Raw genomic sequence first — 25,284 nt, 5'->3', positions numbered from 1 at the left:
GTCAGTTCCCGGCCCGTGCGGTGCGCGCGACACGCAATGCCCCAGGCAGTTTGTCCTTGATCCGGCCCAGCAGGCCACGCTCTGCGGGCTGTCCGGCGTGGTAGCCCAGTCGTTCCATCAACGCACCCATCGCGCGCACGTAGGGGTCGGTCGGCGCATCGTCGGCCAGCACCACGCCGCGGTTCGCGGCCTGCAGCAGTGCGGCGCGCCGGTCGGGCAGCGTGCCTGCCGAGGCCAGCCCGATCCGCTCGGCAATCTGTTGCGCATCCACGCCAAGCTCGGGATCGAAGCGCGACACCAGCAGATGCAGGTCCTGGCGATCGATCTCGCGCTTCCTGAGTTCCTGCACCAGCTCCGCCGCCGAGACAATGGCGCCAACGCTCTGTTCCGCAACCACCACTACGGCATCGGCCGCCTTGACGATCTGCGCCATGAACTCGGCATTGGAAAACCCGCCGAGGTCGATGACCTGCAGGTCGAAGAATCCACGCAGGAGATCGAGCAGCGAGAGCGCCTCCGAAAACGAGATATCGCGCAACTCGGCCAGCGCGGCCGGCAGCGGCAGTACCGAGACGCCATTGCCATGCCGCGCCAGCGCGGTCTCGACAAACACCTGGTCAAAGCGGCGCAGATTGCGCACGGCTTCGACAAAGTGAAACTCCGGTGCGATGTTCAGGTAGAGCGCGCCATCGCGCGCGGGCAGTCCCAGGTCGAGCAGCAACACTTCGGCACTCTCGCGCTGGCGCACCGCCGCGGCCAGGTTCACCGCCAGGCTGGTCACGCCGACGCCAGGCCGCGCGCCCAGCAAGGCCACGATCCTGCCGTGCCGATGCCTGGGCGTAACGGCCCGGACCTGCGCGCGCGGCACCATCAGGCGCCGCACGGCGGTAGTCGCTTGCGCGGGTGCGCCGCGCAGATCGATGAAGTCGCGCACGCCGGCACGCAGTGCCGCCAGCATCGCGTCCGGCTCGCCCGCGTTGCCCACCGCAACAAGTGGCAACTGCGGGAACAGGCGCAGCACCTGCTCCGCCAGGCGCGTCGATGCCGCCGCATGCGCCGCGGAGAAGTCGAGGAACACCAGTCCGGGGCGCAGTACCCCGATCTGCTCGACAAAGGCCTCCTGCGCACCATCCTCGGCCGCCAGTGTGCCGACGCCGGCAAGGGCCTGGCCCAGCCAGTGCCGCACGTTCTCGCGCGTGGTGTTCAGCAGGAAATAGTCCATCTGGCCATCTCGCTCCATCATCCGCCCTTGCTTACCTTGATCACCGTTGATCCACCCTCGGTCGCTCGCTCCCTGCCCCGCCGGTCAGCGTGAAAATCCCGGCAAGGTCGGATCCGCATACTCGCCCAGCACGAAGCGGCCCCACACATTGGGGCTGGCCGTCGTGCGCCCATCGTTGGCCACATTGGCCGCGGCCTGTGAATCTTTGGCGAGCGGCTTTACAAGGTGTGGCGTGACCACGATCATCAGTTCGCGGTCTTCCTGATGAAAGTTCAGGTTCTTGAAGAAGCTGCCGATGATGGGCAGGTCCCCCAGGAACGGAATCTTGCTTACGTTGCTGACGGTATTGCGACTGACCAGTCCACCGATCACAAAGCTCTCGCCGTCGCCCAGCTCGATCGTGGTATCGGCACGGCGCGTGATGATGGCCGGCACCGATGCGCCATTGATCGTGATGCCACGCGACGGATCCAGGTCGCTGGCTTCCGGCGCCACCTTCAGTGCAATCCGATCACTCGACAGCACCGTCGGCGATACGGTCAGGCCAATACCGAACGGCTTGAACTGGATCGTCGTCGTGCCCAAGGCCTGCGGCACCGGGATCGGGATTTCGCCGCCGGCGAGAAAGCTCGCGCTCTGTCCCGACAGCGCCACCAGGCTCGGCTCCGCCAGCACGCGCACCAGTCCGTTACTTTCCAGAATGCTCAGGTTCGCAAAAATGCCTTTCGACGCGGAAGCCGCGATCAGGTTGAACGCGCTACTGATCGGAAACGTACCTTCCACAGACGGATTCGGCCCGATCGTGGTCTTGGTCAGCGACGACGGACCAAACGATCCAAACGTGAAGCCCCCGTTGTTACGTACGAAATTCAGCCCGACCTCCTTGAGCACGGTCTTGCTGATTTCCACTACCTTCACATCGACCTGCACCGTGCCCGATACCGGCACGACCGAACGGTCAACCACCATGCCGCCCTTGCCATCGGGACTGCTCACCGCAGCACGCGCGGCCTGCTGCATGCGCGAGGCGGCTGCTGCGTCGCGCGATTGGCCGCTGATCGTCGCACCTGCCGCTGACAGGTCAAGCGTGGCACCGCCGGCGTCCTGCGCCACCGCGTCGACCTGCACCGTGTAACTGACCGGCGCCACATTGCGGCTCCAGATCATCAGGTCGGTGACACCGGGCTTCTTGGCCACCACCAGCACCGTGGGCGAGCCACCGCGATGTTTGAGCAGCAATGCATCGGCCACGGCCGGGTTGCCCACGGCCACACGCTCCAACGACTGACCGGGGCGGATTTCCTGTTGCGCGCCGGCCAGCATACGTAGCGTGCGCACCGACGATGGCGTCGTGGCTTCCTCCGCGTGGGCAGCCCGGATGTTCATGACATTGATGACTGACGTCGCAACTGCCATCAGCAGCGCGATCTCCATCATCCATTGCGACTTGCTCTGGCGCGCCTGCGCCCACACACGGTCTTTCATCGATTTGGGCATGCCGTGTTGTCCGTTACTCGATCACTCGTTTGCCGGCGCGGATCACCTCGACGCCGTTGTTGTCCAGGGGTTCGCGGCGCGATGCCGATGCAGTCAACGCACCGGCGCCGGGCTGCACGACGGGTCGCATGACCGGCGCTGGCGTGCCGGTGCGCGGCGCCGTGTTGTTCACCAGCCCAGACAGACTTACGCCAGCCGCCGCCTTGTCCATCGGCGCGCGCTCAGCCTCGGGCGGCACACCCGCACGTGCCGCCAGCACGGATGGCGGTTCGGCAAACATGCCTTCGCTCGGCATCGATTCGTCCTTCGGATTGCGCAATGCCAGGATCAGGCGCCCTGCCTGCTGCGCCATGGCCAGCTTCCCTACCTGCTCGACGGGGACCGACAGCACCGCGGTCTTGGCGCCCTCGCGGCGCGCCATCATCTGTTCGCCCTGGACCTTGGGCGCTTCGCCGACCGAGCCCACGCCATACGCCAGCACGCGCAGGTGCGACAGCAGCAGGCGGGTCTGGCTTTCCGCTATTTCCTGGCTGTCGCGGCGCAGGATCACGAACACGTCGACAAAGTCTCCCGGCTGTACCTGATGCCCGACGCCAACGACTTCGTCGACTGCAACTGCAAGGGCACGGTCGCCTTCGGGAATCTGTCGCGCCAGTCCAGCCAGCAACTGGCTTTCCATGACCGGAACATTGGCACCGAGGTTGACCAGCGGGATTTGTCCCGCCACGCGCGCCACATCCTGGTAGGCACCGGCAGGCTGGATCGGCAACTGCATCACGGTCAGCGCATCGGCTGGCAGCGGCTTGCCGGCTTCCACCGCGCGCGTGGTTACCACTACCGCATGCGTTGGCGTTGCCGTGGCAACCGGCACGGGCAACGCCTGATGACGCGCCACCTGCCACGCCATCAGCGCCAGCAGCCCGGCCAGTACCAGCAGGACCACGGCAAGAATCCGGATCTGTTTGCTGCTCATGTCTCAACCCGTCCGGTGAGGTTTTGGGAAGTACCACGCAATGGCATCTGCATCATGGCCTCAGGTATCTGGAGAAAGCTGGACGACGGCGCTGCCGGTCAGCGTGGCCGGCACCGGCACGAACGGCACGACCGGAAGCATGGTTTGGGTGGGGAGGTTCAGCGTGACGCGCACGCATTGTGTGCCGGCTGGCGCGGTGCAGGCCTCGGCCTGGGCGATGGCGGTCGACTGCAGGTTCGCGGCAAGCGTTGTCGGCAACGTACTGCGTGCAGTCTGCTCGGCGGCCACCACGCGCAGCGGGACCGTGTCGGCCAGCGTGCCGCCATTTGATGTCAATGGATAACGCAAGGCAGCCCGCGCGCCTTCCTCGGCGGCGAGCGTCAGTACCTGTTGAACGGCAAGCACCATGCCGTAGTAGACGATGCCCAACACCATCGCCAACAGGATCGGAAATACCAGTGCGAACTCGATCGCCGCGACACCGTCTTCGCGATGACGGTACGCATTCCCCCGTGATGCCATGCTTCACCCGGTATCTTCTACGTACGCCTTCCGGATAGCGCGCCAAGGCCGCATGACTGGCGCCGGCATGGCTGCCGGCGCCAGCAGCGGCGTGCCTTGTGGGCGCCGTTACTGCGACGTATCGCGACTTGGACCACTCTTACCACTCTTGCCTGGCCGTCCGTGATTGCCTGCGGCCAGTGCCACTGCTACCACTTCAGATTCCGCCTTCTGTGCTGCCACCAATGCTTCGCCCGCTGAGCGGGCAGCCGAAGCCCCGCGCCATCGAGAGTGATGTCGAAAGTTGAAAAGCCAGTTTTCGTCGGCCAGAAGCGCCCGTCGTGCCTGCGCCGCCGCAGGCACGAACATCAATGCGATCCGCGTCTTGACTGCGCGACGGTTGCTGCCGCTGCGCGGCAACAGCCGTCAGATCGCTATCAGCGCGCGGTTAGCCATCCGGTAACCTGACCTGCCAGGGTGGTAAAACTTGTGCCGAGGTTATTGCCCAGAAGCGTTGCGCCAGAGACGATGGCAAGGGCAATGAGGCCTACGATCAGGCCATATTCGATCGCGGTTGCACCGCGTTGGGTCTTGTTGAAGCGCGCCAGCTTCCGATTCATGATGCTCACTCCCGAAGTGCGTTACCCCTGCATGGATCCCCGGCGATCTCTGACCCCTTATCCGCATTGCCATCTATGCAACTTGTGGCATTTATTTCGTTTCGCCGCCGGTAGAACATTTATAAGACATGGTTTGTTTCAACCATACCCCCCGTTCGGGCTATGGCCGAGCCAGCTTAAGGTAGGACAGACGTTTGAAACAATGCGGCCCGCACCTTGGCCATCGGGATGAGGAGCAATGATTCAGGCTCGAATTGTTAAGGAGCGTGCAACAAATGAAGGGTGCCGTGCGGCAGTCTGCACATGACAATGCAGGACCGAGGCACGGCACGAAATAAAAGGATGCGCAGCGCGGGGTAAGGACGACAACGCACCGTAAAGTAGTCGGCGCGAATGACAGGGAAAGTCCCTAGTCTCCGCGTGTATCAGGGGCGCGTCAGTCCGCCGAGCAGTCCGGTAACCGGCGCCAGCGGATTGCTGGTGCTCGTGCTGCTGCCTGCCCCCGTGGTGGCGCCGGTCGCGCTAGTCAGCCCACCAGTCACCGTGCCCAGCAATCCGGTGACCGGTGCCAGCGGATTGCTGCCAGCGGTCGTGCCACCGCTTGCGGCACCCGTTGCGCCACCCAGCGCGGGTAGCGTGTTGAGCAGGCCGCCCAACGGATTCCCGGCAGCTCCGCCGTTGCTGCCACTGCCGTTGAGCAGCACGCCGGCCACCGACACGGTATTGCCCGCTTCGGTCACCACACCGCCCAAGGGGGACACCACCGGCACGTTCTGGCCAGAGATCAGGCCGCCGGTAGTGGCCACCGTATTGCCGACCTGCGTCAGCAGGTTGTTCACCGGCGCACCGAGGCCGGTTGCCGCACCTACGGTCTGCGTGGCGCCGGTCAGTTGCGTGGTCAGCGGCACGATGGCCGTGCTGACACTGCCGGTCACTTGCGCGACAGGTCCGGTCGACAGTGCCTCGCCAAGCTTGTCACCACCGGTCATCACGGCACTGCCCACGGTCTGCACCACCCCTCCCACGGGATTGGTCACGGCCGACAGCGGCGCAAGCTGGTCGCTGCCAACCGCCTGCACCAGGTCGCCGGCACTGACCACGGTAGCGCCGGCCTGCGTCACGACATTGCCGGTGTTGGCAACGGTCACGCCCACCGGATTGTCGACCGCGCCAATCATGCCTAACCCATCACGCACACCCGTACCGAGCGTGGCCACGGTATTGCCTGCCTCCACCACGACATCACCGGTGGCATTCTTCGCGGCAGCCGGTACCAGCGGCACGTCGGTGTCCTTGATCTGCTGGCCGATCTGGCTTAGCGCGCTGCCCGTGGCCGTCACCGTATTGCCGGCGCTCTCCGTCACCTTGGCGGTAGGCGTGGTCTCCGCGGTCGGTTGCGGATTGGTGGTCCCCGGATTGGTCGGCGTGTTTGGCGACGACGGACTTGCACCGCCGCTCGAACCACCCGAGGCACACCCGGCCAGCAAGACCACCGCGGCGGCGCAGGCGATAGCCATCACGTTGAGGGGGCGCGTCTGCATCGTTGCCTTCATGTCCTGTTCTCCTTCGGTGTGCTGGTATGTGGGAACCGAAAGCGCAAACGGTGTGCCAGGCTCAAGCGCATGTTCGACACGAGCGCCGCGGCACTTCCGCCGAACGCCGGCAAACCGTTGCGCACGGCGGCTTTGCGGGACGAGCGCAGGTTCCTGATGGGCGAGCCACGCAGGGGTTCGGCGCCATCACAGGCCGTTACGTGTCACGTAACGTGTTACGCCGACGCGTTACGTAACGCGTAACGCGAATTAGAGCCTGCGCGATGTCCGCGCGCTTCATGCGCGCGTTTGACCCACCTGCCTGAAACCGTTGTGACACGGGCGTTTGCAGCGGCATCCCCAACCTTCGTATGGGTCCATCAAGGACCCTCCCGCTGATTGGCACACCGTTTGCGCAATGCATGTCAGACACGGCACGCCACGTACCTCGATGACACACAAAACAAGGACGCGTGCTCGTGAACTTGAACGGGAAAATCAAAACAGGAAAAGGTCATGCGACAAGAGCAACGTTTTGCAAAGCAGATGTTGGTCACGACTCTGCTGGGGTCCTTGCTGGCACTTGGCGGTTGCGCGAGCGGCAGCGGTTCGACGTCGATGGGTACCAGCGGCACGGGCAGTTCCGGCGGCACCAGCAATACCGCAACGACGGGCAACAGCGGTGGCACTGGTGGCACCGGAGGCACCGGCAGCACCGGCAGCACCGGCAGCACCGGCACCGATACTTCGAACAACAACGGTGGTGGTAACGGCGGCAACAATGGCGGAAACACCACGGCACTGACGCCGACCAGCGTCATCGCCAACAATGCCGGCGGCCTCGTGAGCGGCGTGGGCAACACGGTCAGCGGCGTGGGCGATGCCATCCAGACCGCGAACGTGCCCGGCATATCGTCAGAGACGCAGAACGGCCTGGCCGGCGTGGTGAGTTCCGTTGGCGATGCCGTCAGCGTACTTGGCAACGGTGTGCAGTCCGGTCTCGGCAATATTCCCAATGCCACCAACCCGGTGGGTACCACGGTTGCCAGCACAGGCGGCGTGGTGAGCCAGCTCGGCAATGCGGTGTCGAATGCCGGTAGCGCCGTCAGCGGCCTCGGTAGCGGCCCGCTGGCACCGTTGGGTACCGTGACCACGCCGCTGGGTGGCGTGGTGTCGCAGGTGGGCGGCACGGTCAGCAGCGTTGGCAGCCAGCTCGGCACCGCGCTTTCCTCGGGTCCGGTCGAGCAACTGACCAGCAGCGTCAGCAAAGCCATCGTGCCGCTGACGTCCACGCTGACCAACGGCACGCAAACGCTTGGCGCCGCAACGGGGCTGGGCCAACCGGTCAACAACCTGTTGGCAACGGTGGGCGGCGCACTGGCAACTGCCGGCACGCAACTGACCAATACCAATACACCGGTCGTATCGGGTGTAGGCGGCATCGTCACGGGCACCGGCACCACGGTGGCATCGGTGGGCGGTGTCGTGAATGGCCCGGCCGGTGGCAGCGCAAGCAGCCCGCTGGCGCCGGTGACTGGTTTGGTCGGCGGACTCACGAATGGACTCACCAGCGGACTCGGCAGCGGACTCGGCGGCGCAGCCAGTGGTGGCACAAGTCCGCTCGCCCCGGTGACCGGCCTGGTCAGCGGAGTAACCAGCAGCGTGACCAACGCCACCGGCGGCGGCGCCAGTCCGCTGGCGCCAGTCACCGCGGTGGTTGCGGGCCTTGCCGGCGGCAATGCACCGGCCAGCACCACCACCGCTTCGACCTCGGGCGGCAGCAAGCCGGCCAATCCGCTGGCCCCGGTTACGGGCGTCGTCGGGGGCCTCGTGGGTGGGCTCACAAGCGGACTGAGCGGCGCGCTCGGCGGCAAGCCCTAGACCTTGACGGGGTGCTGATGGCACCCCCAACGAAGCAAAGCGTCACGGCCACCAGTGGGCGGCAAGGGAAGCGGCATCCCTTGCGCCCGTGGCACGCGACCTCATAGCCGCACAGCAGTTTTACACCGAGGGGTAATACCATGCGTACACGCAAACGCGTTGCCGCGCTGTTGCTTGGCGTCGGCGCCATACATGGCGGTTTGTCTCACGCGGAACGAGGCCCGGTACAGGGCGATCCGACCCAGACCCTGCCCAGCATCGCTCCAAGCAAGCCTGCGCAAAGCAATGTCACGGTGCAGGTGGAGCGTCCCGACTCAGCCTTGCAGAATCTGCTTGCGACGCGCCTCACGCCCAGGCATTTCCAGATCGAAGGTGCGAAGACCCTGCCGTTCGAGCAGATCGCGGCAAAGTTCACGCCGCTGGCCAATCGCGAAATCACGGTGGCCGAACTGCTGCAGGCAGCGGAAGCCGTCACGCAGATGTACAAGGACGCCGGTTATCCGTTGTCCTTCGCCTTCGTGCCGGCGCAAGCTTTCGACAATGGCAAGGTGCTGATCACCGTGGTGGAAGGGTATGTTGCCAACGTCACGGTACGTGGCAAGCCGGGGCCCTCTGAAGCGCGGCTGCGCAAGATCGCCGAACAGCTCAAGCAGGACCGCCCGCTGCGCCAGGAAAGCTTCGAGCACTATGTCAACGTGCTGGCGCAGCAGCCGGGCATGCAGGTCAACGCCACGGTACAACCGCCCACCACCACCGATGGTGCGTGCGACATGGTGATCGAGGTCAAGCGCAAGCCATTCACCTTCGGCACCGGTGTGGAATGGATGTCGCCGGGTATCCGCGCGATTGCCACGGCCACCACCAACAGCCTGACGCCGCTCGGAGAGCAACTGTCGTTCTCCACGCTGTTCCCCAAGGGCCGCGACAGCGAAGAGTATTACGCCGCCACCTACGCGCAGCCGCTCGGCACCGAAGGCATGCTGGCCAAGATCACTGCTTCGCACTATCGCGGCGTACCCGAGAACAGCGCGCTGGCACCCATCGGTTTCGAATCGCGCTACGTCAACGATTCAAAACGGCTCGGCGGTTCGCTTGCCTATCCGCTGATCCTCAACAACCGCCATGTGCTGACGCTGACCGGCGGCTTCTATGCCAACAGCCAGTTCGAGCGCTATACGCAGGCTGTGCAACCGGGCGCTGGGCGCAAGGTGGAACTGTCGACCAGCGTGCGCGTGGCCAGTGCGGAAATGTCCTACCTGCAGCGCGGTAGCGGTGTCACACGCAACGCGACGCTGGGCCTCTACAAGGGCTTCGACGCGCTCGGCGCCAATCGCGAGAACAACCTTAACGATCTGAGCTTCTGGCGCACCCGGTTGCTGCTGTCACAGGCCAACGACCTGCCGTTCGGCTTCGGCATGGCGCTGTCGGCCGCCGGACAATACAGCGGCAACCGGCTCGCCTCCAGCGAGCAGATCAGCTTCGGGGGCCGCTTCTTCGGTCTCGGTTATCCCGCAGGCGAGATCGCCGGCGACAAGGGTTGGGGCGCATCGGCCGAGATCAACCGGCTGTTCACCGTTGACTTCACGTACCTGAAGACGCTGCAGCCTTTTATTGCCACCGACATGGCGCGCGTGTACTCCAACAGCGTGTCGTTGTCACACCGTACGTTGCAGTCGGTGGCTATCGGCCTGCGCTTCTCCGACCGCCGCTATTACTCGATGGACGTATCGGTGGCGCAGCCCGTGGGCGACAAGCCCACCAACGCCAGCCACCGCTCGCCACGGATCAACCTGCTGTGGTCGTACCAGTTCGATTGAATGCGCCCGGCCCCGTCGGGCTCAGTTGACCCGGAAGCCGATCTTCAGCGTCACCTGGAAATGCGCGAGCTTGCCGTCCACCACATGGCCGCGCGTCTCCACCACTTCGAACCAGTCGATATGCTTGATGGTCTCGCTTGCCTTGGTCAGCGCATTGCGAATGGCGTCGTCACTGCCATCGGCTGACGACCCGACGATTTCGACCAGCTTGTAGGTGTGGTTGGACATCTTGGTCTCCTGTGTCATGGCTCATTTGGCAGGACCGCTGCCTGCCGCGTAACAGCACTGCAGCCCATTCATCATAGGCACCCTCAGGATCGAGTCCCAAGGCCGTTCATCAGTTCCCGCAAGCAGCAAATGCATGTGCGTTTCCGGTTGCGAAAACAGCGCACGGCCTGTTACGCTGCGTGCCCTCGATTCCTGTCACCACCCTGTAACCTGATGTTTCCTTCCTTGCTCCGATGCAGGCGCCTCGCTAAGGCGGGCATGTTGGGCCTGCTGGCCGTCGTCACTGTCGCGGGTGCCGCGCAGGCTCGCACCACTTCCACGCTGGAACGTTTTGTCGACACGCTTGGCGCGCCACGCGCGCATACCAGCCAGTTCGCCACCGGCAGCACCTACACGTTGTGCTTCGTGCCCGATGGTCCAAGCTGCCAGGACATGATTGTCGAGGCCATCAACAAGACGCGGCACAAGCTGCTGATCCAGGCCTATTCGTTCACCAGCACGCCAATCGCCAAGGCCGTGACCGAAGCGCACCAGCGAGGCGTGGATGTGCGCGTGATCGTGGACAAGAGCCAGGCATCGGAACGCTACACCAGTGCCACCTTCCTCAAGAACGCGGGCATTCCGGTGGTGGTCGATACCCGGCCAGCCATCGCCCACAACAAGGTCATGGTGTTCGACGACCAGGCAGTATTCACGGGTTCGTTCAATTTCACGAAGTCCGCGCAGGAACGCAACGCCGAGAACGGCATGCTGATTCGTGGCGATAGCGCTGTGGTCAAGGCCTACTCCGACAACTGGCGCACGCGCTTCGAAAAGTCGTCGGCATACTGACACTGCCTGCCAGAGTAACAAGTGTGCGCCGCCATGTGAGCGGCGCCTCTCTTTCCTGCAAGCCCGGTACGGCAGCGGGCAAAATACCCCGCTGTTTCCCGCATGGCTCAGCCTCGTCCCGCAGGAAGATCAGTGAAACGCTGACAGACGCCTGCTGCGCTGCGGTATCTACTTGAGGTACGTATCCAAGGAGATGCCGCGACAGGCTGTTGTCCAGTCCATGAACCTGCCCCATGGCAAGCGTCGCGCCATCCCGTCAACCTGGCAGGAGGAAGCGATGCAAGCAGATCAACACACTGACCAATTTGCCCGGAAGTCCACGGTGCACCGACGCGCGCGAAGCTGGTGTGCTGTCGGCATATTCGCCGCAGCATTAGGCGTGTCGATGGCGGCGAACGCGGACATGAGTACGTCCACGGCCGGCCCGTTCACCTATGTGTGCGGCGGTGTCGCAGCCGACGAACAGGCCGAAATGCGCAGCGAGGCGCGTAACTACGATATGGGGCTGCTGTTCACGCAAGGTGGACGTGGCGAGTACCTGTCGGATGTCAACGTGAAGCTGATGCGCAATGGCAAGGAAGTGGCCCAGTTCACATCGACCGGTCCACGCTGCCTGATCAAGGGCCCACGCGCCTCGTACCAGGTGGTAGCGACGTACGACGGCATGTCCAAACGTACGACGGTGGCTCCCGGCGACAAGAACGTGCAATTGCGCTGGTAACGCTGGTAAGCGACGCATAGCAGCAACGCCCAGCGAAAGAACAAGCAGTCCTGCGGCCGCAATGCATGCGGCCCCCATGCCGGCCAACCCGACCCGCGGGTGCCGGCATGTTTTTTTGCGGCACGCCTTGGTTTGCCTTGGCGTGACCTGGATCGGCGCGCTGCAGGTTCCTTGCAGCGGTGGCACACTTGCGCATCCGCTGGCCCCTTGCTGGCCTGAACAACCCTGGAGTTTCCCCAATCATGAGCACCACGCCCAATAGCCGCTGGATCCGTATCGATACCGCCGACGGCAGCTTTGACGCCTACCTGAGCCTGCCGCCCGCCGGCAAGCAGCCGGGCAATCCCGGCATCGTACTGGTTCAGGAAATCTTCGGCGTCAATGAACACATCCGCTCGGTGGCCGATCAATATGCGTCCGACGGCTATGTGGTGCTGGCTCCTGACGTCTTCTGGCGCAAGGCACCGCGCGTGGAACTGGGCTACGACGGCAAGGATTGGGAAAAGGCCATGGAGTTGCGCAAGGCCGTGAACCTCGAAGATACCGTGTCCGACGTTAGCGCCACGGTGGCTGCCTTGCGCAAAGAGATTGGCGAAGGCGCCAAGGTCGCAGCCGTGGGCTACTGCTTTGGCGGACTGGTCTCGTACATAGCCGCGGCCCGTGGCCTGGTCGATGCGGCCGTGCCGTACTACGGCGGTGGCATCCAGAACAACCTGCACGAGGCGGCAGCCATCAACGTGCCGGTGCAGTTCCACTACGGCGCGCTGGATGCCCATATCACCCCTGACGACGTGGAGAAGGTGCGCCAGGCCGTGGCCGGCAAGCGCGGCACCGAGGTCTTCGTATACGAGCAGGCTGACCACGGCTTCAACTGCTGGGCACGTGGCTCGTATCACCAACGCTCGGCGGCGTTGGCCCACGGCCGCACGCTGTCCTTCCTGGCCAACGCGCTGTCGTAACGCAAGACGGCAAGACAGCAAAACGCCCGGCTGCGTGACCGGGCGTTCCTGATGGCTGATGTTGGTGATGCTGGTGATGCTGGTGACGCGGCTCAGTAGGGCATGGCCACGCCGTTCTGCACCTTGACGCGATCGCCCATGCGCAGGTTGTATGGGGTGGTCTGCGTCAACGTCAGATAGTTGTTGTCATTGGTGCGTACACGTACGCGGAACGCAGGCTGCGTGGTGCCGGAGCGTTTCTCCACTTCATTGCCCGCCAGTGCGCCCGCCACCGCGCCACCAATCGTCGCCACGGTATTGCCGCGCCCGCCGCCTACCTGGTGGCCCAGCAGGCCGCCCACCACCCCACCGATCACCGCGCCGGCACCGCTGGTGCCGGCCGGCTGGCCACCCACCTGTTCGATTGACTCGACCCAGCCATAGCGCACGGCATACGGGTCGCTGTAGCCGGAATTGCCAGTTGCAGCGCCGTAGCCACCCTGGGCCTGCTGCGGATAGCCATACTGGTCATAGGCAGGCTGCTGCGGATAACCCGGCTGTTGCGCCTGCGGATATGACTGCTGCGGATAGCTTTGCTGCGGGTAGCTTTGCTGTGGATACGGCTGCTGCTGATAGGCGGGGGTGCCGCTGATCTGCGTGCCGGAGGTGCCGTAGCCATTGTCATAGCCGGTACTGCCGTAACCTGCGCTGCCATAGCCGGTCTGGTATCCGCTCTGGTACCCCGTCCCATACCCATCGCCATAGCCGGCACCGTAGGGCGCGGCACAGCCTGCCAGCGTACCGGCGGCCAGCGTGGCCAGTGCCAGCGGGCGCATGACTGAACGAATTCGGATGGACATGGTGGACACTCCCGCGTCGAAGCGCGTGTTGATAATGCGCGGGAGTCTAGAGCGGCCGCCTGCGCGCAGGTGTCACCAGAGATTGTGTTGGGTAACCGCCTGTAACGCGTGGCGTTCCGGGTCAGGTCGGATCAGGTCCGTTCGGCTTCGTCGTCGTTGAACGCGGTGATGCGCGCCACGCGAAACGTGCCGCGCAACGACTCGAGCTCGGCGCGGTGCAGCGCGGCCAACCGGTTCAGGCAACGCTCGCCCTTGGCCAGCAGATGGATCTGCACCACGCGGCGGTCGTCGGGATTGACGCGACGGCTGACCAGCCCTGCCGCTTCGCAGCGATTGACCAGCGCCACCACGCCATGCTGCTTCGCCTGCAGCCGCTCGGCCAGTTCGCCCACCGACGCCCATTCCTTGTCGCGGCTGCCGCGGATATGGAGCATCAGCAGGTACTGCTGCACGGTCACGCCTTCGGACTGCGCGGCATCCTCGGAAAACCGCAGGAAGCGGCGCAACTGGTAACGGAAGTCGGACAACGCCTCGAAGTCCGGTTTGCTCAGTGCGGTGGTTTCGCCGGTCGGCTTCGCGGTGGCGGGCTTGCGGGGCATAGAAGGCAGCGGGATGCGCGGTGTCAGGTGACTGGGCGCCCATTATATGAGTTGCCGCGATCGCATCTGGTGCGCTGACGCGCATTCAGCCTCCATTTTTGCGCAGGGTGGGGCAACCGGGTATGGCAAAATCTGTGCGGTCGCCGACACCCCTGTCGCAACCTAAACGCGCAACGCCTAAAAGGGAAATCCGCCCGATGTTCACGGAAATCGTCCTGTTCCTGCTTGATACTGTCTTCACGCTCTTCGGCATGGCGCTGCTGCTGCGTTTGTGGATGCAACTGACCCGCCTGCCGTCCCGCAATCCGGTGTCGCAAGGGGTATTCCAGGTCACTGACTGGATCGTGCGTCCGCTGCGCCGCATCATTCCCGGTATCGGCGGTATCGACTGGGCTACCGTGCTCGCGGCCTACCTGACCGCGGTGGCATTCCTGGTTTGCCGCGCGCTGGTGCTCAATGCGGATCCGGTGTCATTCCTGCCTGTGATCCTCGCGCTTGCCATCCTGAGCATGCTCAAGTGGGGCATCAGCATGGTGATGTGGGTCACGCTGCTGATGGCAGTACTGTCCTGGGTGAACCCGCAATCGCCGCTGGCCGGCCCGATCTGGCACCTGACCGCCCCGCTGCTGCGCCCGATCCAGCGCATCCTGCCTCGCCTTGGCGGCTTCGATATCTCGCCGCTGATCCTGTTCGTGATCGCCCAGATCCTGCTGATGGTGATCGGCGGGTTGAGCCGCGGGGTCGTATGAACCTCGAAGTTAGCGTCGGTGTAAGCAGTCGCTAACCCGCTTTACGGCCAATCACTGGCCGGTATCAGCGGTGGCGAGGGGCGCCACCGTATCACACAATTCCGGTCTAGGGTTAACCCTTATTGTTCAGTGCATTGAACAGTCTGTCGAGGATTCACCCTTTTTCCTGTGCATGCCGAAGCCTACATTACAGCCAGCGCGGAACCCACCCGCGATCTCTGCCAAATAGTAGGAACAGCACACCATGAAGAAGACCCTCGCCCTCTCCCTGATCGCCCTCGGCCTGTCGATCGGCGCCACCGCAGCCCAGGCTGCCCAACCCCTGTCGGACCTGGCACGCCTGGACGGCAGCATCGGCCGCACGATCGACCCGTACCTCGACGGCGCGCGCGGCGTGACCGAAAAGCGTGACGTGTACACCGAAGGCGCCCGCACCGTCACCGAAAAGCGCGACGTCTACACCGAAGGCGCCCGCACCGTCACGGAAAAGCGCGACGTCTACACCGAAGGCGCGTAAGCGTCGCATGCGCCTCGCCGGCGCATGAGTTTCGCCAGTCCAGGCGAAACAGGTTCGGCGGAACGCTCCCCCAGTTCCGTTGAGCCAGTCACACAGCGCAAGTTACTGCCCGAGATCGTCGAGATCCGCCCCCATCATCGACTCGATGGCTTCCATGAATGCGCGCACCTTGCGCGGCTGGAGCCGCCGGTCGGGCAGTAACGCAAATACCCTCAGCGGCGGCAACGGGCAATCCGGCATCACGCGCACCAGCCTGCCCTGCGCAATTTCCGTCTCCGCAGCCGTCATCGGCACCCTGGCAATTCCCAGTCCCGCCAGCGCGGCCTGCATGCGCAGTTCGGCGTTATAGGTCTGCATGCGAGGTCGGATCGGCACCGCAATCCGCTGGCCGTTGCGCGAAAATTCCCAGATCGAAGCACCCGGCGTGGCCAGCGTAGGCATGTTCGACAAGTCTTCCGGCTGCATCTGTGCCGGCAGGCTTGCTGCCAGGGTCGGCGCCGCCACCAGCCCGCGCTCGACGTGCCAGATGCGGCGGGCAATCGTGCCCGAGTCGGGCAGGTCGGTATCGACGGTCACGAAGGCAATGTCATAGCCTTCGCGGATTGGGTCGACCAGTCCCTGCGCGATCTCCACGGTGATATCGAGTGCCGGATGCGCGGCCAGCGTGCGGCAGATCACGCCGCCCAGTTGCTGGGCACCAAATTCATAGGGCGTGGCGATGCGCAGCATTCCCTGCACGCGCTCCTCGCGCGCCAGGGTTTCCTGGCGGATTTCGCGCAGGCGCGCAAACAGTGGCGCCACGTCGCGATAAACCGCGCCCCCGGCATCGGTGAGCCGCATGCGGCGCGTGGTGCGCTCCAGCAACTTGGCGCCGATCGCGGTCTCGAGCCGGATCACCGCCGCCGAAACGCGTGACTTCGGGCAATCAAGCGCGGCGGCAGCGGCTGTAAACGTGCCTTGCTCCACCACACAGCAAAAAGCCTCCCAATCGTTCCACTGGATTGTCTCGTTCACCGGACCCGTTTCCCATTGCATGACATTGTTGTCGTGGCCATCTGTTGCGCGATGCTGCAACATTGTGCGGTTGCACATTATGCGATAGACAGTTTTGTCTCGTCAGCGACCACGCGAGTTCCGTCTTCGACACGATGGCCACACAAGTTCGCAAAAGGTTGCCCCGGACTGGCAAAGCAGGCACATTTCCTCTACCCTTTCGGCCTTTCGAGCCCTTTCAGATCCATGGCGCATCCAGCCGATTCCGCAACGTCCCGGGCGCCCGTGGCCGGTACGACAGAGAAACCGAGCGACAGCTATGTGCAGTCGTTTGCGCGCGGCCTGTCGGTGATCCGTGCCTTCGACGCCAGTCATCCGGCGCAAACGCTGACCGAGATCGCCCAGGCCAGCGGACTGACCCGCGCCGGGGCACGCCGCATCCTGCTGACGCTGGTGGGCCTGGGCTATGTGCAGAACGATGGTCGGCTGTTTCGCCTGACGCCGAAGATCCTGGACCTCGGATTCGCGTACCTGACGTCGATGCCGTTCTGGAACCTGGCCGAGCCGATCATGGAAACGCTCTCGCAATCCGTGCATGAGAGTTGCTCGATCTCCGTGCTGGACGGCACCGAGATCGTTTACGTGCTGCGCGTGCCGGCACGCAAGATCATGACCATCAACCTGTCGATCGGTAGCCGGCTGCCGGCTTACTGTTCGTCGATGGGACGCGTGCTGCTGTCGGGACTGGATGCGGCCGAACTCGACCGGGTGTTGCGTGCATCGGACCTGCAGGCACGTACCCGTCGCACGGTCACCGATATCGACACGCTGAAGACACTGATCGCCGAAATCCGCACACGCGGCTGGGCGCAGAACGATCAGGAACTGGAAGAAGGGCTGGTGTCGCTGGCCGCACCGATCCGCAATCGCACCGGACAGGTGATTGCCGCGCTCAATATCAGCGGCCAGGCCAATCGCACCAGCGCACAGGAAATGGTGGACCAGTTCCTGCCGCCGTTGCTGGAGGCGGCCGACAAGATTTCGGCCATGGTCGGGCTGCGCACCTGAGCGCGCCAGCCCGCTGGTACTAGCGCGGCGCGGTCAATGGCTGCCAGGACACCGATACATCGCCCTTGACGAACGTCTGGCACGCCATGCGATAGCCGGCGCGCAGATCGTCATCGTTGAGATGCTTGCGCTCCTTGGGCTTGACTGCATCGGTATGCTCGAGCCCGGTCTCGATCCGGCATTTGCAGGTACCGCAGATGCCGCCACCACACTTGAACGGGATGCCGCCCTGCTCGCGCAGCGATACGCGTAGCAGGTTGCTGTTTTCCGGCGCGGTCACGGTCTTGCCCTGATTGGTCAAGAACGTGATGGCCACCGTGCGCGTCTGCGGCACGGCATCGGCTTCGGTATCGTCGGCCACAGTGGTATCCGTTTCGGTATCGGCCCGCATCATTGCTTCCTCATAGTGAGATCCATGCTGCCAAAGTGCGCGAGTTTGTGAAGCGCATCGTGGGCAGCGGCGAGCGTATCGAAACGCTCCAGGAATTTGGTGGGCACGTGATTGACCACTGGCGCGGTGCCGGCATCGACTCCATCGCCGGTTTCATCGATTACGCGCACCTTTATCGTCTTTTCCGTTTCCACCAGTTCGGCAATCACGAAGATGGCCTTGGGACGCCCGTAGAACAGGTATTCCCAGGTTTCCAGAGGCTGCACGCCGGGTACGGCCTCGGTGCGGAACTGGCCGGGCTTGCTGGTCAGGATCACGAACATGTCAGGTCGTCAGTTCCGGCTGCTCGAGTTCGATGTCATGCGTGAGCCAGATCTGGCATGCCAGCCTGAACCCCTGGTCGAGCCGTTCGCCAAGCTGCTTCTTCTCTTTCCAGTTGGGTGGCGGCAGGTGTTCGGCACCATCCAGCACTCGGCATGCACATTTGGAACACTTGCCCATGCCACACTCGTAGCGCAGGTGTGGATACGGGAACTGCTTGATGCCCGCGCGCACCACGAGGTTCGTCTCAGGCTTGACCTCGTCCACGAACACCTGGCCGTTCTTGTGGAAAACAACTTTCGGCATATGACTTTGTAAAATCTGAGTTGGAATCGGCTGGCCCGTGCTCGTATCAGTGCCAGATCAACATCGCGCAGGTCGTGGAGACAACCAGCCCCGCAATCACCGGCAGCAGCAGCGCACGCACGGCGTCGAGCACCGGCACGCGCGCAAAGCCAGCCACGGCAATCAGCGACGACCAGGCGATCAGCGTGCCGCCACCGGTCCACACCGCACCCATCTGGCCTACGGCCGCCAGCGTGGCCGAATCGAAACCAACGACCGGACCCAACGCACCGGCCAGCGTGCCCGTCAGCGGCAGTCCGGCAAAACCCGAACCGTCGATGCCGGTGATCATGCCCACCAGCAGCACGCCAAAGGCGACCAGCACGTGGTTGTCGGGAATCATGTGCTGGTAGGCCTGGATCAGTTCGAACAGCAGGCTTGGCGCCTTGCCCGCATCCACGCCCAGGATCTGCGCGGCAGTTTCACCGGCACCCACGAAGAAGAAACCGGCGATTGGCAGGACCGAACCCATGGCCTTGAATGCAAACACAAAGCCATCGGTAATGTGTTCGGGACACACGTCGAGCATCTTGCGCGGCCCCTCGGCGGCCAGCGTGGCCAGCATCATCAGCAGAGCCGCCACGCCACCCACCAGCGCCGCGGCAGCGCCACCGTTGAGATCGGGCATGCCCGCGCCGATCTTCGGCAGCACCATCAGCGAGACCACGCAGATGAACGCCAACGGCGTCAGCACCGCGAAGAACTTGGACCACTTCACGCGACGCTGCGCCACCATCGCCAGGCTCGACTCGATGTTGGCGTCGGTCACCAGCGGTTCCGCATGCGAGGTGCCGCGTGCGATCTCAGCCTTGTCGAAGGTACCGGTTGCTTCTACGGCGGTATCGACACCGGTGGCACGCGCCTGCCAGCGGTCGAGCAGCGCCCCGCTGGCGGGCACGATATGGCGACGCATCGACAGGTAGGCCAGCGTGAGCGCAATCGCGCCGGTAATGATCGACAGGATCAGCGCACGGTCCGCCACCACGGCGGCACTGACCGCAGCACCGGCCGCCTTGGCACTGATGCCCGGCGCCACACCGATCACATAGTCCGACGACAGTGCCATGCCCTGGCCGGCAATCGCAATGGCCATGGCTCCGGCCAGCGGCGGCAAGCCAGCGGCAATCGCGGCGGGCAGCAGGATGGCCGAGACCAGCGGCACCGCGGGCGTGGGCCAGAAAAACAGCGAGATCACATAGGTAATGCCGGCCAGGATGAAGTAGGCGCTGTGTCCGTTCTTCATGACCACACGGAACGGCTCGACCATGCGTATATCAGAGCGCAACGTCTTCAGCGCATTGAGCAGCGCCGTCATGAACGCAATGACCAGGAAGATGTTGAACAGCTCCTTGGCCGCGACCAGGCTCGCTGAAAATATGCCGCCCAGCGCGCTGACCGGACTGCCCGTGATGGCCAGGATCACGAGGAAAGTGCCAAGAATCGACGGCACTACGACATTGGCACGCAGGATCATGGTCAACACGATCACTGCAACGCCTAGCAGGTACACCCAGTGTGCCAGGCCGATCTCTACGGTTTGTTGCATGAGGCTCCCCTGATCATGGAGGCCCTTGTGGGGGCGGTATGGAATTACTGTCTCGAATCTTTTTTGTATACTATATCCCGCAACATCCCGAAAACAAGCGAAAGTTGCAGAACCTAGGGAAATCACCCGATCGGTGCGATATCTGGCTACAGCGCACGGATTACGGGCATCTCGCACCAGTTCGGAAGTGCCTCGGAATATGGAAAACCCTCTGGCATTTTTCAAAAGCTTGTGTAGACTGTATACCGAAATAGCTTCTGAGACGACTTAGCCATGCTCCACGTCACCGACGCAATGATCGATCGCCACGTCACGGCCGCCGACGCCCAGGCCGCGATGCTGGAAGCATTCCGCAGCTTCGGCCGCGGCGACGCCGCCATGCAGGAACGGATTCGTACCGAGGCCGGCGGCGTGAAGCTTTCGACACTGGGCGCTGTCATACCGGACCAGCAAGTGGCCGGCGCCAAGGTCTACACCACGATCGCCGGTCAGTTCTCGTTTGTCATCCTGCTGTTTTCAACGGTTGACGGCCGGCCGCTGGCCTCGTTCGACGCGGGCGCCATCACGCGGTTGCGCACAGCGGCCTGCACGGTACTGGCCGCACAGCGCCTGGCGCGCACCGATGCGCGGACACTGGCGCTGTTCGGTGCCGGCACCCAGGGGGTGCAGCATGCGCTGCAACTGTCCGCCGCCCTGCCACTGCAGCGCATACTTGTCAGCGATCCGTATGCCGCTGCCGATGCTGCCGACCGACTGGCCACGCAATGCGGCATCGCTGTCGAATTTGCCCAACCCGAAGACGCCGTGGCGGACGCCGACATCATTGTCACGGCGTCACGGTCCACCACACCGCTATTCGCGGGCGCCAGCGTCAAACCCGGCGCATTCGTGGCGGCCATCGGTTCCAGCCTGCCGCATACGCGTGAACTCGACGACACGTTGCTGTCGCGTGCCGCCGCAGTGGTGGTCGAATGGCGGCCACAGTCCCTGCGCGAAGCGGGCGACCTCGTGCTGGCCGACAAGGCCGTGCTGCCAGACCACAAGATCGTGGAACTGTCCGACGTATTGCTCGACTCGAAAGCCGTGCGCCAAAACCCCGACGACATCGTGATCTACAAGTCGGTGGGCGTCGGCCTGGAAGATGTGGCGCTGGCTGGCGTGGCATGGCAACGCCTGTGCGACGCAAAAGCCGTCGCCGCCTGACCGGATAAAGGAACCTTGCAGTCAACCGCCTTGTGCGGCTTTTTTATCGCCCAAACGACGTTGTAGAAAGTATACAAAACTCACTCACCCCCATTCGCCAAGTACAGGAGCCCCAAATGGCCGAACTGATGAACCGTGAAGATTTCCGTGCCGCCCTTGAAAACGCCATCAAGGGCAAGAGCGCCAACCAGGCGCCGTTCAGCAAGGCATGGGCCAGTGGCACGCTGAGCCGCGACCATCTGGCCCGCTGGGCCGAGAACCACTATCACTATGTGGGTCCGTTCGCGGATTACCTTGGCTATATCTATGCCCGCACGCCCGACCACATGACCGAGGCCAAGGACTTCCTGCTGGCAAACATGTACGAGGAAGAAATTGGCGGTGATCGCCATACCGACCTGCTGATCCGCTTTGCCGAGGCCTGCGGCACCACGCGCGAACGTATGGTGAGTCCCGACAACATGTCGCCCACCACGCGCGGCCTGCAGAGCTGGTGCTATGCGGTGGCCATGCGTGAAGACCCGGTGGTGGCCGTGGCCGGCCTGGTAGTGGGCCTGGAGTCGCAGGTCCCGTCGATCTATCGCAAGCAAACCCCGACGCTGCGCGAGAAGTACGGCTTTACCGACGAGGAAGTGGAATTCTTCGACCTGCATATCGTGTCCGACGAAATCCATGGAGAGCGCGGCTACCAGATCGTGCTCGAGCACGCCAACACGCCCGAACTGCAACAGCGCTGCCTGAAGATCTGCGAGATCGGCGCCCAGATGCGCCTGCTCTATACGACCGCGCTCTATTACGACTACGTCGAACCGAAGCAGCAAGCAGTGGCCGCCTGAAGCATCGCGACGCCATGGCCGGACGCTGCTGCTGGCGCGTCCGGTGTTTCTCCGAATCAGAACAGGGCCCCCGCAAGATGACCGAGACGTACCGCAACTATATTGACGGCGAATGGTGCGACAGCGCCAGCGGCCGCACGCTCGACAATATCAATCCTGCCGACACGCGCGACATCGTCAGCCGCCACGCAGCGTCCGACGCACGTGACGCCGCCGCCGCGGTGGCCGCCGCCGCCGCCGCATTCGACGCGTGGAAGAAAACCCCGATCGGCAAGCGCGCGAAGATCCTGAACGATGCCGCCGCGCATCTGGAAGCAAACGCCGATGCCATCGCCGCCGAGCTGACGCGCGAGGAAGGCAAGTCGCTGAACCTGGCGCGCGACGAAATCATGCGTTCGGCGCAGACGCTGCGCTTCTATGCGGTCGAAGGCCAGACCTTCAGCGGCGAAAGCTATCCGAACGACGATCCGGACATGCTGGTCTACAGCCTGCGCGAACCGCTGGGCGTGGTGACCGTGATCTCGCCGTGGAACTTCCCGGTATCGATTCCCGCGCGCAAGATCGCACCGGCGCTGATTACCGGCAACACCGTGGTGTTCAAGCCATCCTCCGACGCGCCGCTGTCCGGATTTCGCTTGGCCGAGGCATTTGTCAAGGCAGGCATCCCGAAAGGCGTGCTCAATTTCCTGACCGGCAGTGCCGCCGAGGTGGGGCCCACGATTGTCGAATCACGTGCGGTGCGCGCGGTGTCGTTCACGGGGTCGACCTCGGCTGGCGAACAGATCCACAAGTCGGTGCCGATGACCACGCGCACGCAGATGGAGCTGGGTGGCAAGAATCCGTTGATCGTAATGGAAGACGCGGATCTCGATCGCGCCGTGGACCTCGCCATCAAGGGCGGCCTGTCGCTGTCAGGCCAGGCTTGCACCGGTACCAGCCGCATCCTGGTCATGCGCGGCGTGAAGCAGGCATTCACCGAGAAACTCGTGGCCAAGGTGAAGACCCTCAAGATCGGCCACGGCATGGCGTCGGGCATGGATCTGGGTCCGCTGGCCACACGCAAGCAACTGGAAACGGTGCTCGGCTATATCGCCACCGGCAAGCAGGAAGCAACGCTGCTGTGCGGCGGCGAGCCATTGACCGAAGGCGACTTCGCCCACGGCTACTACGTGGCGCCTGCCGTCTTCACCGACGTCACGCAGGCCATGCGGATCGCGCAGGAAGAAATCTTCGGCCCGGTGCTGGCGATCATCGAAGTCGACAGCTACGCCGACGCCATCGCCAAGGCCAACGATAGCGAGTACGGCCTGTCCGCCGCCATCGCCACACGCAATCCGCGCTACATCCACGACTTTGCCCGCGATATCGAATCGGGCACGGTGAAGATCAACCGCACCACCACCGGCAACCTGGTCAACGCGCCGTTTGGTGGCCTGAAGCGCTCCAGTACCTCGACCTTCCGCGAATCGGGTCGCGCCGGGCTGGAGTTCTACACGCAGATCAAGACCGTCTACCAGGGCGTCTGACAAACAACGCCATAAGGAAACCAACATGAAGAAAGCCATCAAGCTCGAGTTGAAGGAAGCCCGCCATATGGTGGCCGCCGCGATTCGCAAGGCCGAGGAAATCGGCGTGCTCGAATCGGTCTGTATCGTCGATGACGGCGGCTATCCGCTGCTGCTGGAACGCATGGACGGTGCCCGCATCACCGGTCCGCAGATTGCCTGGAACAAGGCGTTCACGGCCGCCGGGCACAAGCGCTCGACCCATCTGTTCAACACGGCGCCGAATGGCCCGGCACTGCCCGGCAACGAAGCGTTCGGCATCCAGTGGAGTTTCGACGGCAAGTTCGCCGTGTTCGTGGGCGGCTACCCGATCGTGGTCAATGGCGAAGTGATTGGCGGCGTGGGCCTGTCGGGCGGCAACGGCGAACAGGACACCGCCTGCGGCGTGGCGGCGCTCGAAGCGCTGCGCGACCTGCTGGCCGCTGAAGACCTGACCGTGCTGGCCCAGGCCGATATCAAGAAGTAAGCAGGAGTCATCATGTCCCATCGGGTCGAGATTGCGGAAACGCAGCAGGTGTTCATGGTGGCACCTGGAGAATCGGTGCTCGACGCCGCGCTGCGCTGCGGCGTCAGCCTGGCGCATGAGTGCACCTTCGGTGGCTGCGGCACGTGCCGCATGCGCGTGGTGGAAGGGTCGGTCTCCTACGAGGACTTCCCGATGGGGCTGACCGAGGAAGAACACGCCGAAGGCTTCGCGCTGGCCTGCCAGGCGCGGCCCGACGGCGATCTCGTGATCAGCACCGCGCGCGGCACGGAAACGCTGGTGCCCGCGCGGCGCGCCACGGCCACGGTCCAGTCCATCGCACAACTCGGCCCCGATGTCCTTCACCTGCGCCTGGCGTTGCCCGCAGACGAGCCATTCGAGTACGCGCCGGGCCAGTACCTGAAGGTGCTGCTCGGCGACGGAAGCCATCGCAGCTTCTCGATGGCGTCGGCGCCGAATGGCAATACCGTCGACTTTCACGTCCGGCAGATCGCCAATGGCCGCTTCACGTCGCAGCAGCTGCCGCAACTGCACGCCGGCGACCAGCTCGACGTAGAACTGCCACATGGCAACTTCAGCCTGCGCAAGGAAGACTACCGCCCGCTGCTGATGGTGGCCACCGGCACCGGGCTGGCCCCGATCAAGAGCATGCTCGAATCGCTGATGGATGATCCCGACTGTCCGCCCGTGTGGCTTTACTGGGGCATGCGCTCAGCCGCCGACCTGTATCTGCATGACGAGATTGCGCGCTGGGGCGAACGGCTTTATGACTTCCAGTATGTGCCGGTATTGTCGCGTGCCGACGCAGACTGGCATGGCCGCCGCGGCTATGTGCACGATGCCGTGGCCGCCGACCTGGGCGACCTGTCGGAGCACGCCATCTACCTGTGCGGTTCACCGAACATGATCCACGATGCCAAACAGGCCTTCATGGTGCTGGGCGCGCAGGCGCCGTTCATTTACTCGGACGGATTCACGTTCCAGCATGCCGAGCATTGAGTAGTTGTCTACCCTATGTCTTGCATGAGGAAGTGACGGTATACAAT

The 25,284-nt window shown here is 63.8% G+C and carries 27 protein-coding genes; 13 read left to right on the top strand and 14 right to left on the bottom strand.

The window, feature by feature from the left end; all coding sequences use genetic code 11:
* Nucleotide 1 precedes the first annotated feature (1 nt).
* From ACO550_RS08725 to ACO550_RS08700, 6 genes are all read right to left on the bottom strand, one after another.
* The gene (locus ACO550_RS08725; RefSeq protein ID WP_315597580.1) at nt 2-1,222 is read right to left on the bottom strand and encodes a pilus assembly protein; all 1,221 of its coding nucleotides are present in this window, start codon (nt 1,220-1,222) and stop codon (nt 2-4) included.
* Between the two features lie 84 nt (nt 1,223-1,306).
* A complete protein-coding gene (locus tag ACO550_RS08720) occupies nt 1,307-2,719 on the bottom strand; it encodes a type II and III secretion system protein family protein (RefSeq protein WP_485994616.1) in 1,413 nt (470 codons plus the stop codon).
* A gap of 13 nt (nt 2,720-2,732) precedes the next feature.
* On the bottom strand, nt 2,733-3,692 hold the full coding sequence (gene cpaB, locus ACO550_RS08715) for a Flp pilus assembly protein CpaB (RefSeq protein ID WP_315597573.1): 960 nt from the start codon (nt 3,690-3,692) through the stop codon (nt 2,733-2,735).
* A gap of 60 nt (nt 3,693-3,752) precedes the next feature.
* On the bottom strand, nt 3,753-4,214 hold the full coding sequence (locus ACO550_RS08710; RefSeq protein WP_315597572.1) for a TadE/TadG family type IV pilus assembly protein: 462 nt from the start codon (nt 4,212-4,214) through the stop codon (nt 3,753-3,755).
* A gap of 416 nt (nt 4,215-4,630) precedes the next feature.
* Entirely contained in the window at nt 4,631-4,813 is a 183-nt protein-coding gene (locus tag ACO550_RS08705) for a Flp family type IVb pilin (protein ID WP_315597571.1), read from the bottom strand.
* 425 nt (nt 4,814-5,238) lie between these two features.
* Nucleotides 5,239-6,366 carry a collagen-like triple helix repeat-containing protein gene (locus ACO550_RS08700; RefSeq protein ID WP_315597570.1) on the bottom strand — a complete coding sequence of 376 codons (1,128 nt, stop codon included), beginning with the start codon at nt 6,364-6,366 and terminating at the stop codon, nt 5,239-5,241.
* Nucleotides 6,367-6,861: 495 nt separating this feature from the next.
* Here ACO550_RS08700 and ACO550_RS08695 point away from each other — a divergent pair, with 495 nt between their 5' ends.
* Both ACO550_RS08695 and ACO550_RS08690 read left to right on the top strand, forming a co-directional pair.
* Nucleotides 6,862-8,226 carry a collagen-like triple helix repeat-containing protein gene (locus ACO550_RS08695; protein ID WP_315597569.1) on the top strand — a complete coding sequence of 455 codons (1,365 nt, stop codon included), beginning with the start codon at nt 6,862-6,864 and terminating at the stop codon, nt 8,224-8,226.
* Nucleotides 8,227-8,366: 140 nt separating this feature from the next.
* Nucleotides 8,367-10,043 (top strand): ShlB/FhaC/HecB family hemolysin secretion/activation protein, encoded by a 1,677-nt coding sequence (locus tag ACO550_RS08690; RefSeq protein ID WP_315597568.1) that lies wholly within the window; start codon nt 8,367-8,369, stop codon nt 10,041-10,043.
* A gap of 21 nt (nt 10,044-10,064) precedes the next feature.
* On the opposite strand, the gene ACO550_RS08685 is transcribed toward ACO550_RS08690, so the two are convergent.
* Nucleotides 10,065-10,271, bottom strand: coding sequence for a dodecin (locus ACO550_RS08685; RefSeq protein ID WP_315597567.1), 207 nt, complete (start codon nt 10,269-10,271; stop codon nt 10,065-10,067).
* 258 nt (nt 10,272-10,529) lie between these two features.
* On the opposite strand from ACO550_RS08685, the gene ACO550_RS08680 reads away from it, so the two are divergent.
* From ACO550_RS08680 to ACO550_RS08670, 3 genes are all read left to right on the top strand, one after another.
* Complete coding sequence (locus ACO550_RS08680) at nt 10,530-11,102, top strand: phospholipase D-like domain-containing protein (RefSeq protein WP_315597566.1); 573 nt, start codon at nt 10,530-10,532, stop codon at nt 11,100-11,102.
* A 403-nt stretch (nt 11,103-11,505) separates the two neighbouring features.
* Nucleotides 11,506-11,823: a hypothetical protein gene (locus tag ACO550_RS08675; RefSeq protein ID WP_485994611.1), complete on the top strand. Its 318-nt coding sequence runs from the start codon at nt 11,506-11,508 to the stop codon at nt 11,821-11,823.
* A 242-nt stretch (nt 11,824-12,065) separates the two neighbouring features.
* Nucleotides 12,066-12,782: a dienelactone hydrolase family protein gene (locus ACO550_RS08670; protein ID WP_315597564.1), complete on the top strand. Its 717-nt coding sequence runs from the start codon at nt 12,066-12,068 to the stop codon at nt 12,780-12,782.
* 92 nt (nt 12,783-12,874) lie between these two features.
* Here ACO550_RS08670 and ACO550_RS08665 read toward each other — a convergent pair whose 3' ends face one another.
* The gene (locus tag ACO550_RS08665) at nt 12,875-13,621 is read right to left on the bottom strand and encodes a glycine zipper 2TM domain-containing protein (RefSeq protein ID WP_315597563.1); all 747 of its coding nucleotides are present in this window, start codon (nt 13,619-13,621) and stop codon (nt 12,875-12,877) included.
* 131 nt (nt 13,622-13,752) lie between these two features.
* On the bottom strand, nt 13,753-14,220 hold the full coding sequence (locus tag ACO550_RS08660; RefSeq protein ID WP_315597562.1) for a MarR family transcriptional regulator: 468 nt from the start codon (nt 14,218-14,220) through the stop codon (nt 13,753-13,755).
* 197 nt (nt 14,221-14,417) lie between these two features.
* On the opposite strand from ACO550_RS08660, the gene ACO550_RS08655 reads away from it, so the two are divergent.
* Nucleotides 14,418-14,969 (top strand): YggT family protein, encoded by a 552-nt coding sequence (locus ACO550_RS08655; RefSeq protein WP_315597561.1) that lies wholly within the window; start codon nt 14,418-14,420, stop codon nt 14,967-14,969.
* Between the two features lie 244 nt (nt 14,970-15,213).
* Nucleotides 15,214-15,486: a hypothetical protein gene (locus ACO550_RS08650; protein ID WP_315597560.1), complete on the top strand. Its 273-nt coding sequence runs from the start codon at nt 15,214-15,216 to the stop codon at nt 15,484-15,486.
* 102 nt (nt 15,487-15,588) lie between these two features.
* Here the strand turns inward: ACO550_RS08650 and ACO550_RS08645 are convergent, their stop codons facing one another.
* Nucleotides 15,589-16,500 carry a LysR substrate-binding domain-containing protein gene (locus ACO550_RS08645; protein WP_315597578.1) on the bottom strand — a complete coding sequence of 304 codons (912 nt, stop codon included), beginning with the start codon at nt 16,498-16,500 and terminating at the stop codon, nt 15,589-15,591.
* A 225-nt stretch (nt 16,501-16,725) separates the two neighbouring features.
* Here ACO550_RS08645 and ACO550_RS08640 point away from each other — a divergent pair, with 225 nt between their 5' ends.
* The gene (locus tag ACO550_RS08640) at nt 16,726-17,547 is read left to right on the top strand and encodes an IclR family transcriptional regulator (protein WP_315597559.1); all 822 of its coding nucleotides are present in this window, start codon (nt 16,726-16,728) and stop codon (nt 17,545-17,547) included.
* Nucleotides 17,548-17,566: 19 nt separating this feature from the next.
* On the opposite strand, the gene ACO550_RS08635 is transcribed toward ACO550_RS08640, so the two are convergent.
* Genes ACO550_RS08635 through ACO550_RS08620 form a run of 4 tightly spaced genes read right to left on the bottom strand, consistent with a single transcriptional unit; the run spans nt 17,567 to nt 20,150 of the window.
* The gene (locus tag ACO550_RS08635) at nt 17,567-17,938 is read right to left on the bottom strand and encodes a 2Fe-2S iron-sulfur cluster binding domain-containing protein (RefSeq protein ID WP_315597577.1); all 372 of its coding nucleotides are present in this window, start codon (nt 17,936-17,938) and stop codon (nt 17,567-17,569) included.
* Complete coding sequence (locus ACO550_RS08630) at nt 17,938-18,261, bottom strand: ferredoxin (RefSeq protein WP_315597558.1); 324 nt, start codon at nt 18,259-18,261, stop codon at nt 17,938-17,940. Before ACO550_RS08630 ends, ACO550_RS08635 begins: the two co-directional genes overlap by 1 nt.
* Before the next feature lies 1 nt (nt 18,262).
* Nucleotides 18,263-18,565 carry a 2Fe-2S iron-sulfur cluster-binding protein gene (locus tag ACO550_RS08625; protein WP_315597557.1) on the bottom strand — a complete coding sequence of 101 codons (303 nt, stop codon included), beginning with the start codon at nt 18,563-18,565 and terminating at the stop codon, nt 18,263-18,265.
* Between the two features lie 46 nt (nt 18,566-18,611).
* The gene (locus tag ACO550_RS08620; protein WP_315597556.1) at nt 18,612-20,150 is read right to left on the bottom strand and encodes a hypothetical protein; all 1,539 of its coding nucleotides are present in this window, start codon (nt 20,148-20,150) and stop codon (nt 18,612-18,614) included.
* A 273-nt stretch (nt 20,151-20,423) separates the two neighbouring features.
* Between ACO550_RS08620 and ACO550_RS08615 the strand changes: the two genes are divergently transcribed.
* The 5 genes from ACO550_RS08615 (at nt 20,424) to ACO550_RS08595 (ending at nt 25,237) form a co-directional block, all read left to right on the top strand.
* On the top strand, nt 20,424-21,353 hold the full coding sequence (locus ACO550_RS08615) for an ornithine cyclodeaminase family protein (RefSeq protein WP_315597555.1): 930 nt from the start codon (nt 20,424-20,426) through the stop codon (nt 21,351-21,353).
* A 116-nt stretch (nt 21,354-21,469) separates the two neighbouring features.
* Nucleotides 21,470-22,189, top strand: a complete 720-nt coding sequence (locus ACO550_RS08610) for an iron-containing redox enzyme family protein (protein WP_315597554.1) — start codon at nt 21,470-21,472, stop codon at nt 22,187-22,189.
* Nucleotides 22,190-22,266: 77 nt separating this feature from the next.
* Nucleotides 22,267-23,715, top strand: a complete 1,449-nt coding sequence (locus tag ACO550_RS08605; protein WP_315597553.1) for an aldehyde dehydrogenase family protein — start codon at nt 22,267-22,269, stop codon at nt 23,713-23,715.
* 25 nt (nt 23,716-23,740) lie between these two features.
* The gene (locus ACO550_RS08600) at nt 23,741-24,220 is read left to right on the top strand and encodes a heme-binding protein (RefSeq protein WP_315597552.1); all 480 of its coding nucleotides are present in this window, start codon (nt 23,741-23,743) and stop codon (nt 24,218-24,220) included.
* Nucleotides 24,221-24,232: 12 nt separating this feature from the next.
* Entirely contained in the window at nt 24,233-25,237 is a 1,005-nt protein-coding gene (locus tag ACO550_RS08595) for a 2Fe-2S iron-sulfur cluster-binding protein (protein WP_315597551.1), read from the top strand.
* Nucleotides 25,238-25,284 lie beyond the last annotated feature (47 nt).

It is taken from the genome of Cupriavidus sp., from assembly GCF_057315035.1.
This window is presented reverse-complemented; position numbering and strand designations above follow the sequence as displayed.

Excerpts from the sequence above, each read along its gene's own strand:
- ACO550_RS08725 (WP_315597580.1), bottom strand. The coding sequence starts at position 1,222 with ATGGACTATTTCCTGCTGAACACCACGCGCGAGAACGTGCGGCACTGG.
- ACO550_RS08720 (WP_485994616.1), bottom strand. The coding sequence starts at position 2,719 with ATGCCCAAATCGATGAAAGACCGTGTGTGGGCGCAGGCGCGCCAGAGC.
- cpaB (WP_315597573.1), bottom strand. The coding sequence starts at position 3,692 with ATGAGCAGCAAACAGATCCGGATTCTTGCCGTGGTCCTGCTGGTACTG.
- ACO550_RS08710 (WP_315597572.1), bottom strand. The coding sequence starts at position 4,214 with ATGGCATCACGGGGGAATGCGTACCGTCATCGCGAAGACGGTGTCGCG.
- ACO550_RS08705 (WP_315597571.1), bottom strand. The coding sequence starts at position 4,813 with ATGAATCGGAAGCTGGCGCGCTTCAACAAGACCCAACGCGGTGCAACC.
- ACO550_RS08700 (WP_315597570.1), bottom strand. The coding sequence starts at position 6,366 with ATGAAGGCAACGATGCAGACGCGCCCCCTCAACGTGATGGCTATCGCC.
- ACO550_RS08695 (WP_315597569.1), top strand. The coding sequence starts at position 6,862 with ATGCGACAAGAGCAACGTTTTGCAAAGCAGATGTTGGTCACGACTCTG.
- ACO550_RS08690 (WP_315597568.1), top strand. The coding sequence starts at position 8,367 with ATGCGTACACGCAAACGCGTTGCCGCGCTGTTGCTTGGCGTCGGCGCC.
- ACO550_RS08685 (WP_315597567.1), bottom strand. The coding sequence starts at position 10,271 with ATGTCCAACCACACCTACAAGCTGGTCGAAATCGTCGGGTCGTCAGCC.
- ACO550_RS08680 (WP_315597566.1), top strand. The coding sequence starts at position 10,530 with ATGTTGGGCCTGCTGGCCGTCGTCACTGTCGCGGGTGCCGCGCAGGCT.
- ACO550_RS08675 (WP_485994611.1), top strand. The coding sequence starts at position 11,506 with ATGAGTACGTCCACGGCCGGCCCGTTCACCTATGTGTGCGGCGGTGTC.
- ACO550_RS08670 (WP_315597564.1), top strand. The coding sequence starts at position 12,066 with ATGAGCACCACGCCCAATAGCCGCTGGATCCGTATCGATACCGCCGAC.
- ACO550_RS08665 (WP_315597563.1), bottom strand. The coding sequence starts at position 13,621 with ATGTCCATCCGAATTCGTTCAGTCATGCGCCCGCTGGCACTGGCCACG.
- ACO550_RS08660 (WP_315597562.1), bottom strand. The coding sequence starts at position 14,220 with ATGCCCCGCAAGCCCGCCACCGCGAAGCCGACCGGCGAAACCACCGCA.
- ACO550_RS08655 (WP_315597561.1), top strand. The coding sequence starts at position 14,418 with ATGTTCACGGAAATCGTCCTGTTCCTGCTTGATACTGTCTTCACGCTC.
- ACO550_RS08650 (WP_315597560.1), top strand. The coding sequence starts at position 15,214 with ATGAAGAAGACCCTCGCCCTCTCCCTGATCGCCCTCGGCCTGTCGATC.
- ACO550_RS08640 (WP_315597559.1), top strand. The coding sequence starts at position 16,726 with ATGGCGCATCCAGCCGATTCCGCAACGTCCCGGGCGCCCGTGGCCGGT.
- ACO550_RS08635 (WP_315597577.1), bottom strand. The coding sequence starts at position 17,938 with ATGCGGGCCGATACCGAAACGGATACCACTGTGGCCGACGATACCGAA.
- ACO550_RS08630 (WP_315597558.1), bottom strand. The coding sequence starts at position 18,261 with ATGTTCGTGATCCTGACCAGCAAGCCCGGCCAGTTCCGCACCGAGGCC.
- ACO550_RS08625 (WP_315597557.1), bottom strand. The coding sequence starts at position 18,565 with ATGCCGAAAGTTGTTTTCCACAAGAACGGCCAGGTGTTCGTGGACGAG.
- ACO550_RS08620 (WP_315597556.1), bottom strand. The coding sequence starts at position 20,150 with ATGCAACAAACCGTAGAGATCGGCCTGGCACACTGGGTGTACCTGCTA.
- ACO550_RS08615 (WP_315597555.1), top strand. The coding sequence starts at position 20,424 with ATGCTCCACGTCACCGACGCAATGATCGATCGCCACGTCACGGCCGCC.
- ACO550_RS08610 (WP_315597554.1), top strand. The coding sequence starts at position 21,470 with ATGGCCGAACTGATGAACCGTGAAGATTTCCGTGCCGCCCTTGAAAAC.
- ACO550_RS08605 (WP_315597553.1), top strand. The coding sequence starts at position 22,267 with ATGACCGAGACGTACCGCAACTATATTGACGGCGAATGGTGCGACAGC.
- ACO550_RS08600 (WP_315597552.1), top strand. The coding sequence starts at position 23,741 with ATGAAGAAAGCCATCAAGCTCGAGTTGAAGGAAGCCCGCCATATGGTG.
- ACO550_RS08595 (WP_315597551.1), top strand. The coding sequence starts at position 24,233 with ATGTCCCATCGGGTCGAGATTGCGGAAACGCAGCAGGTGTTCATGGTG.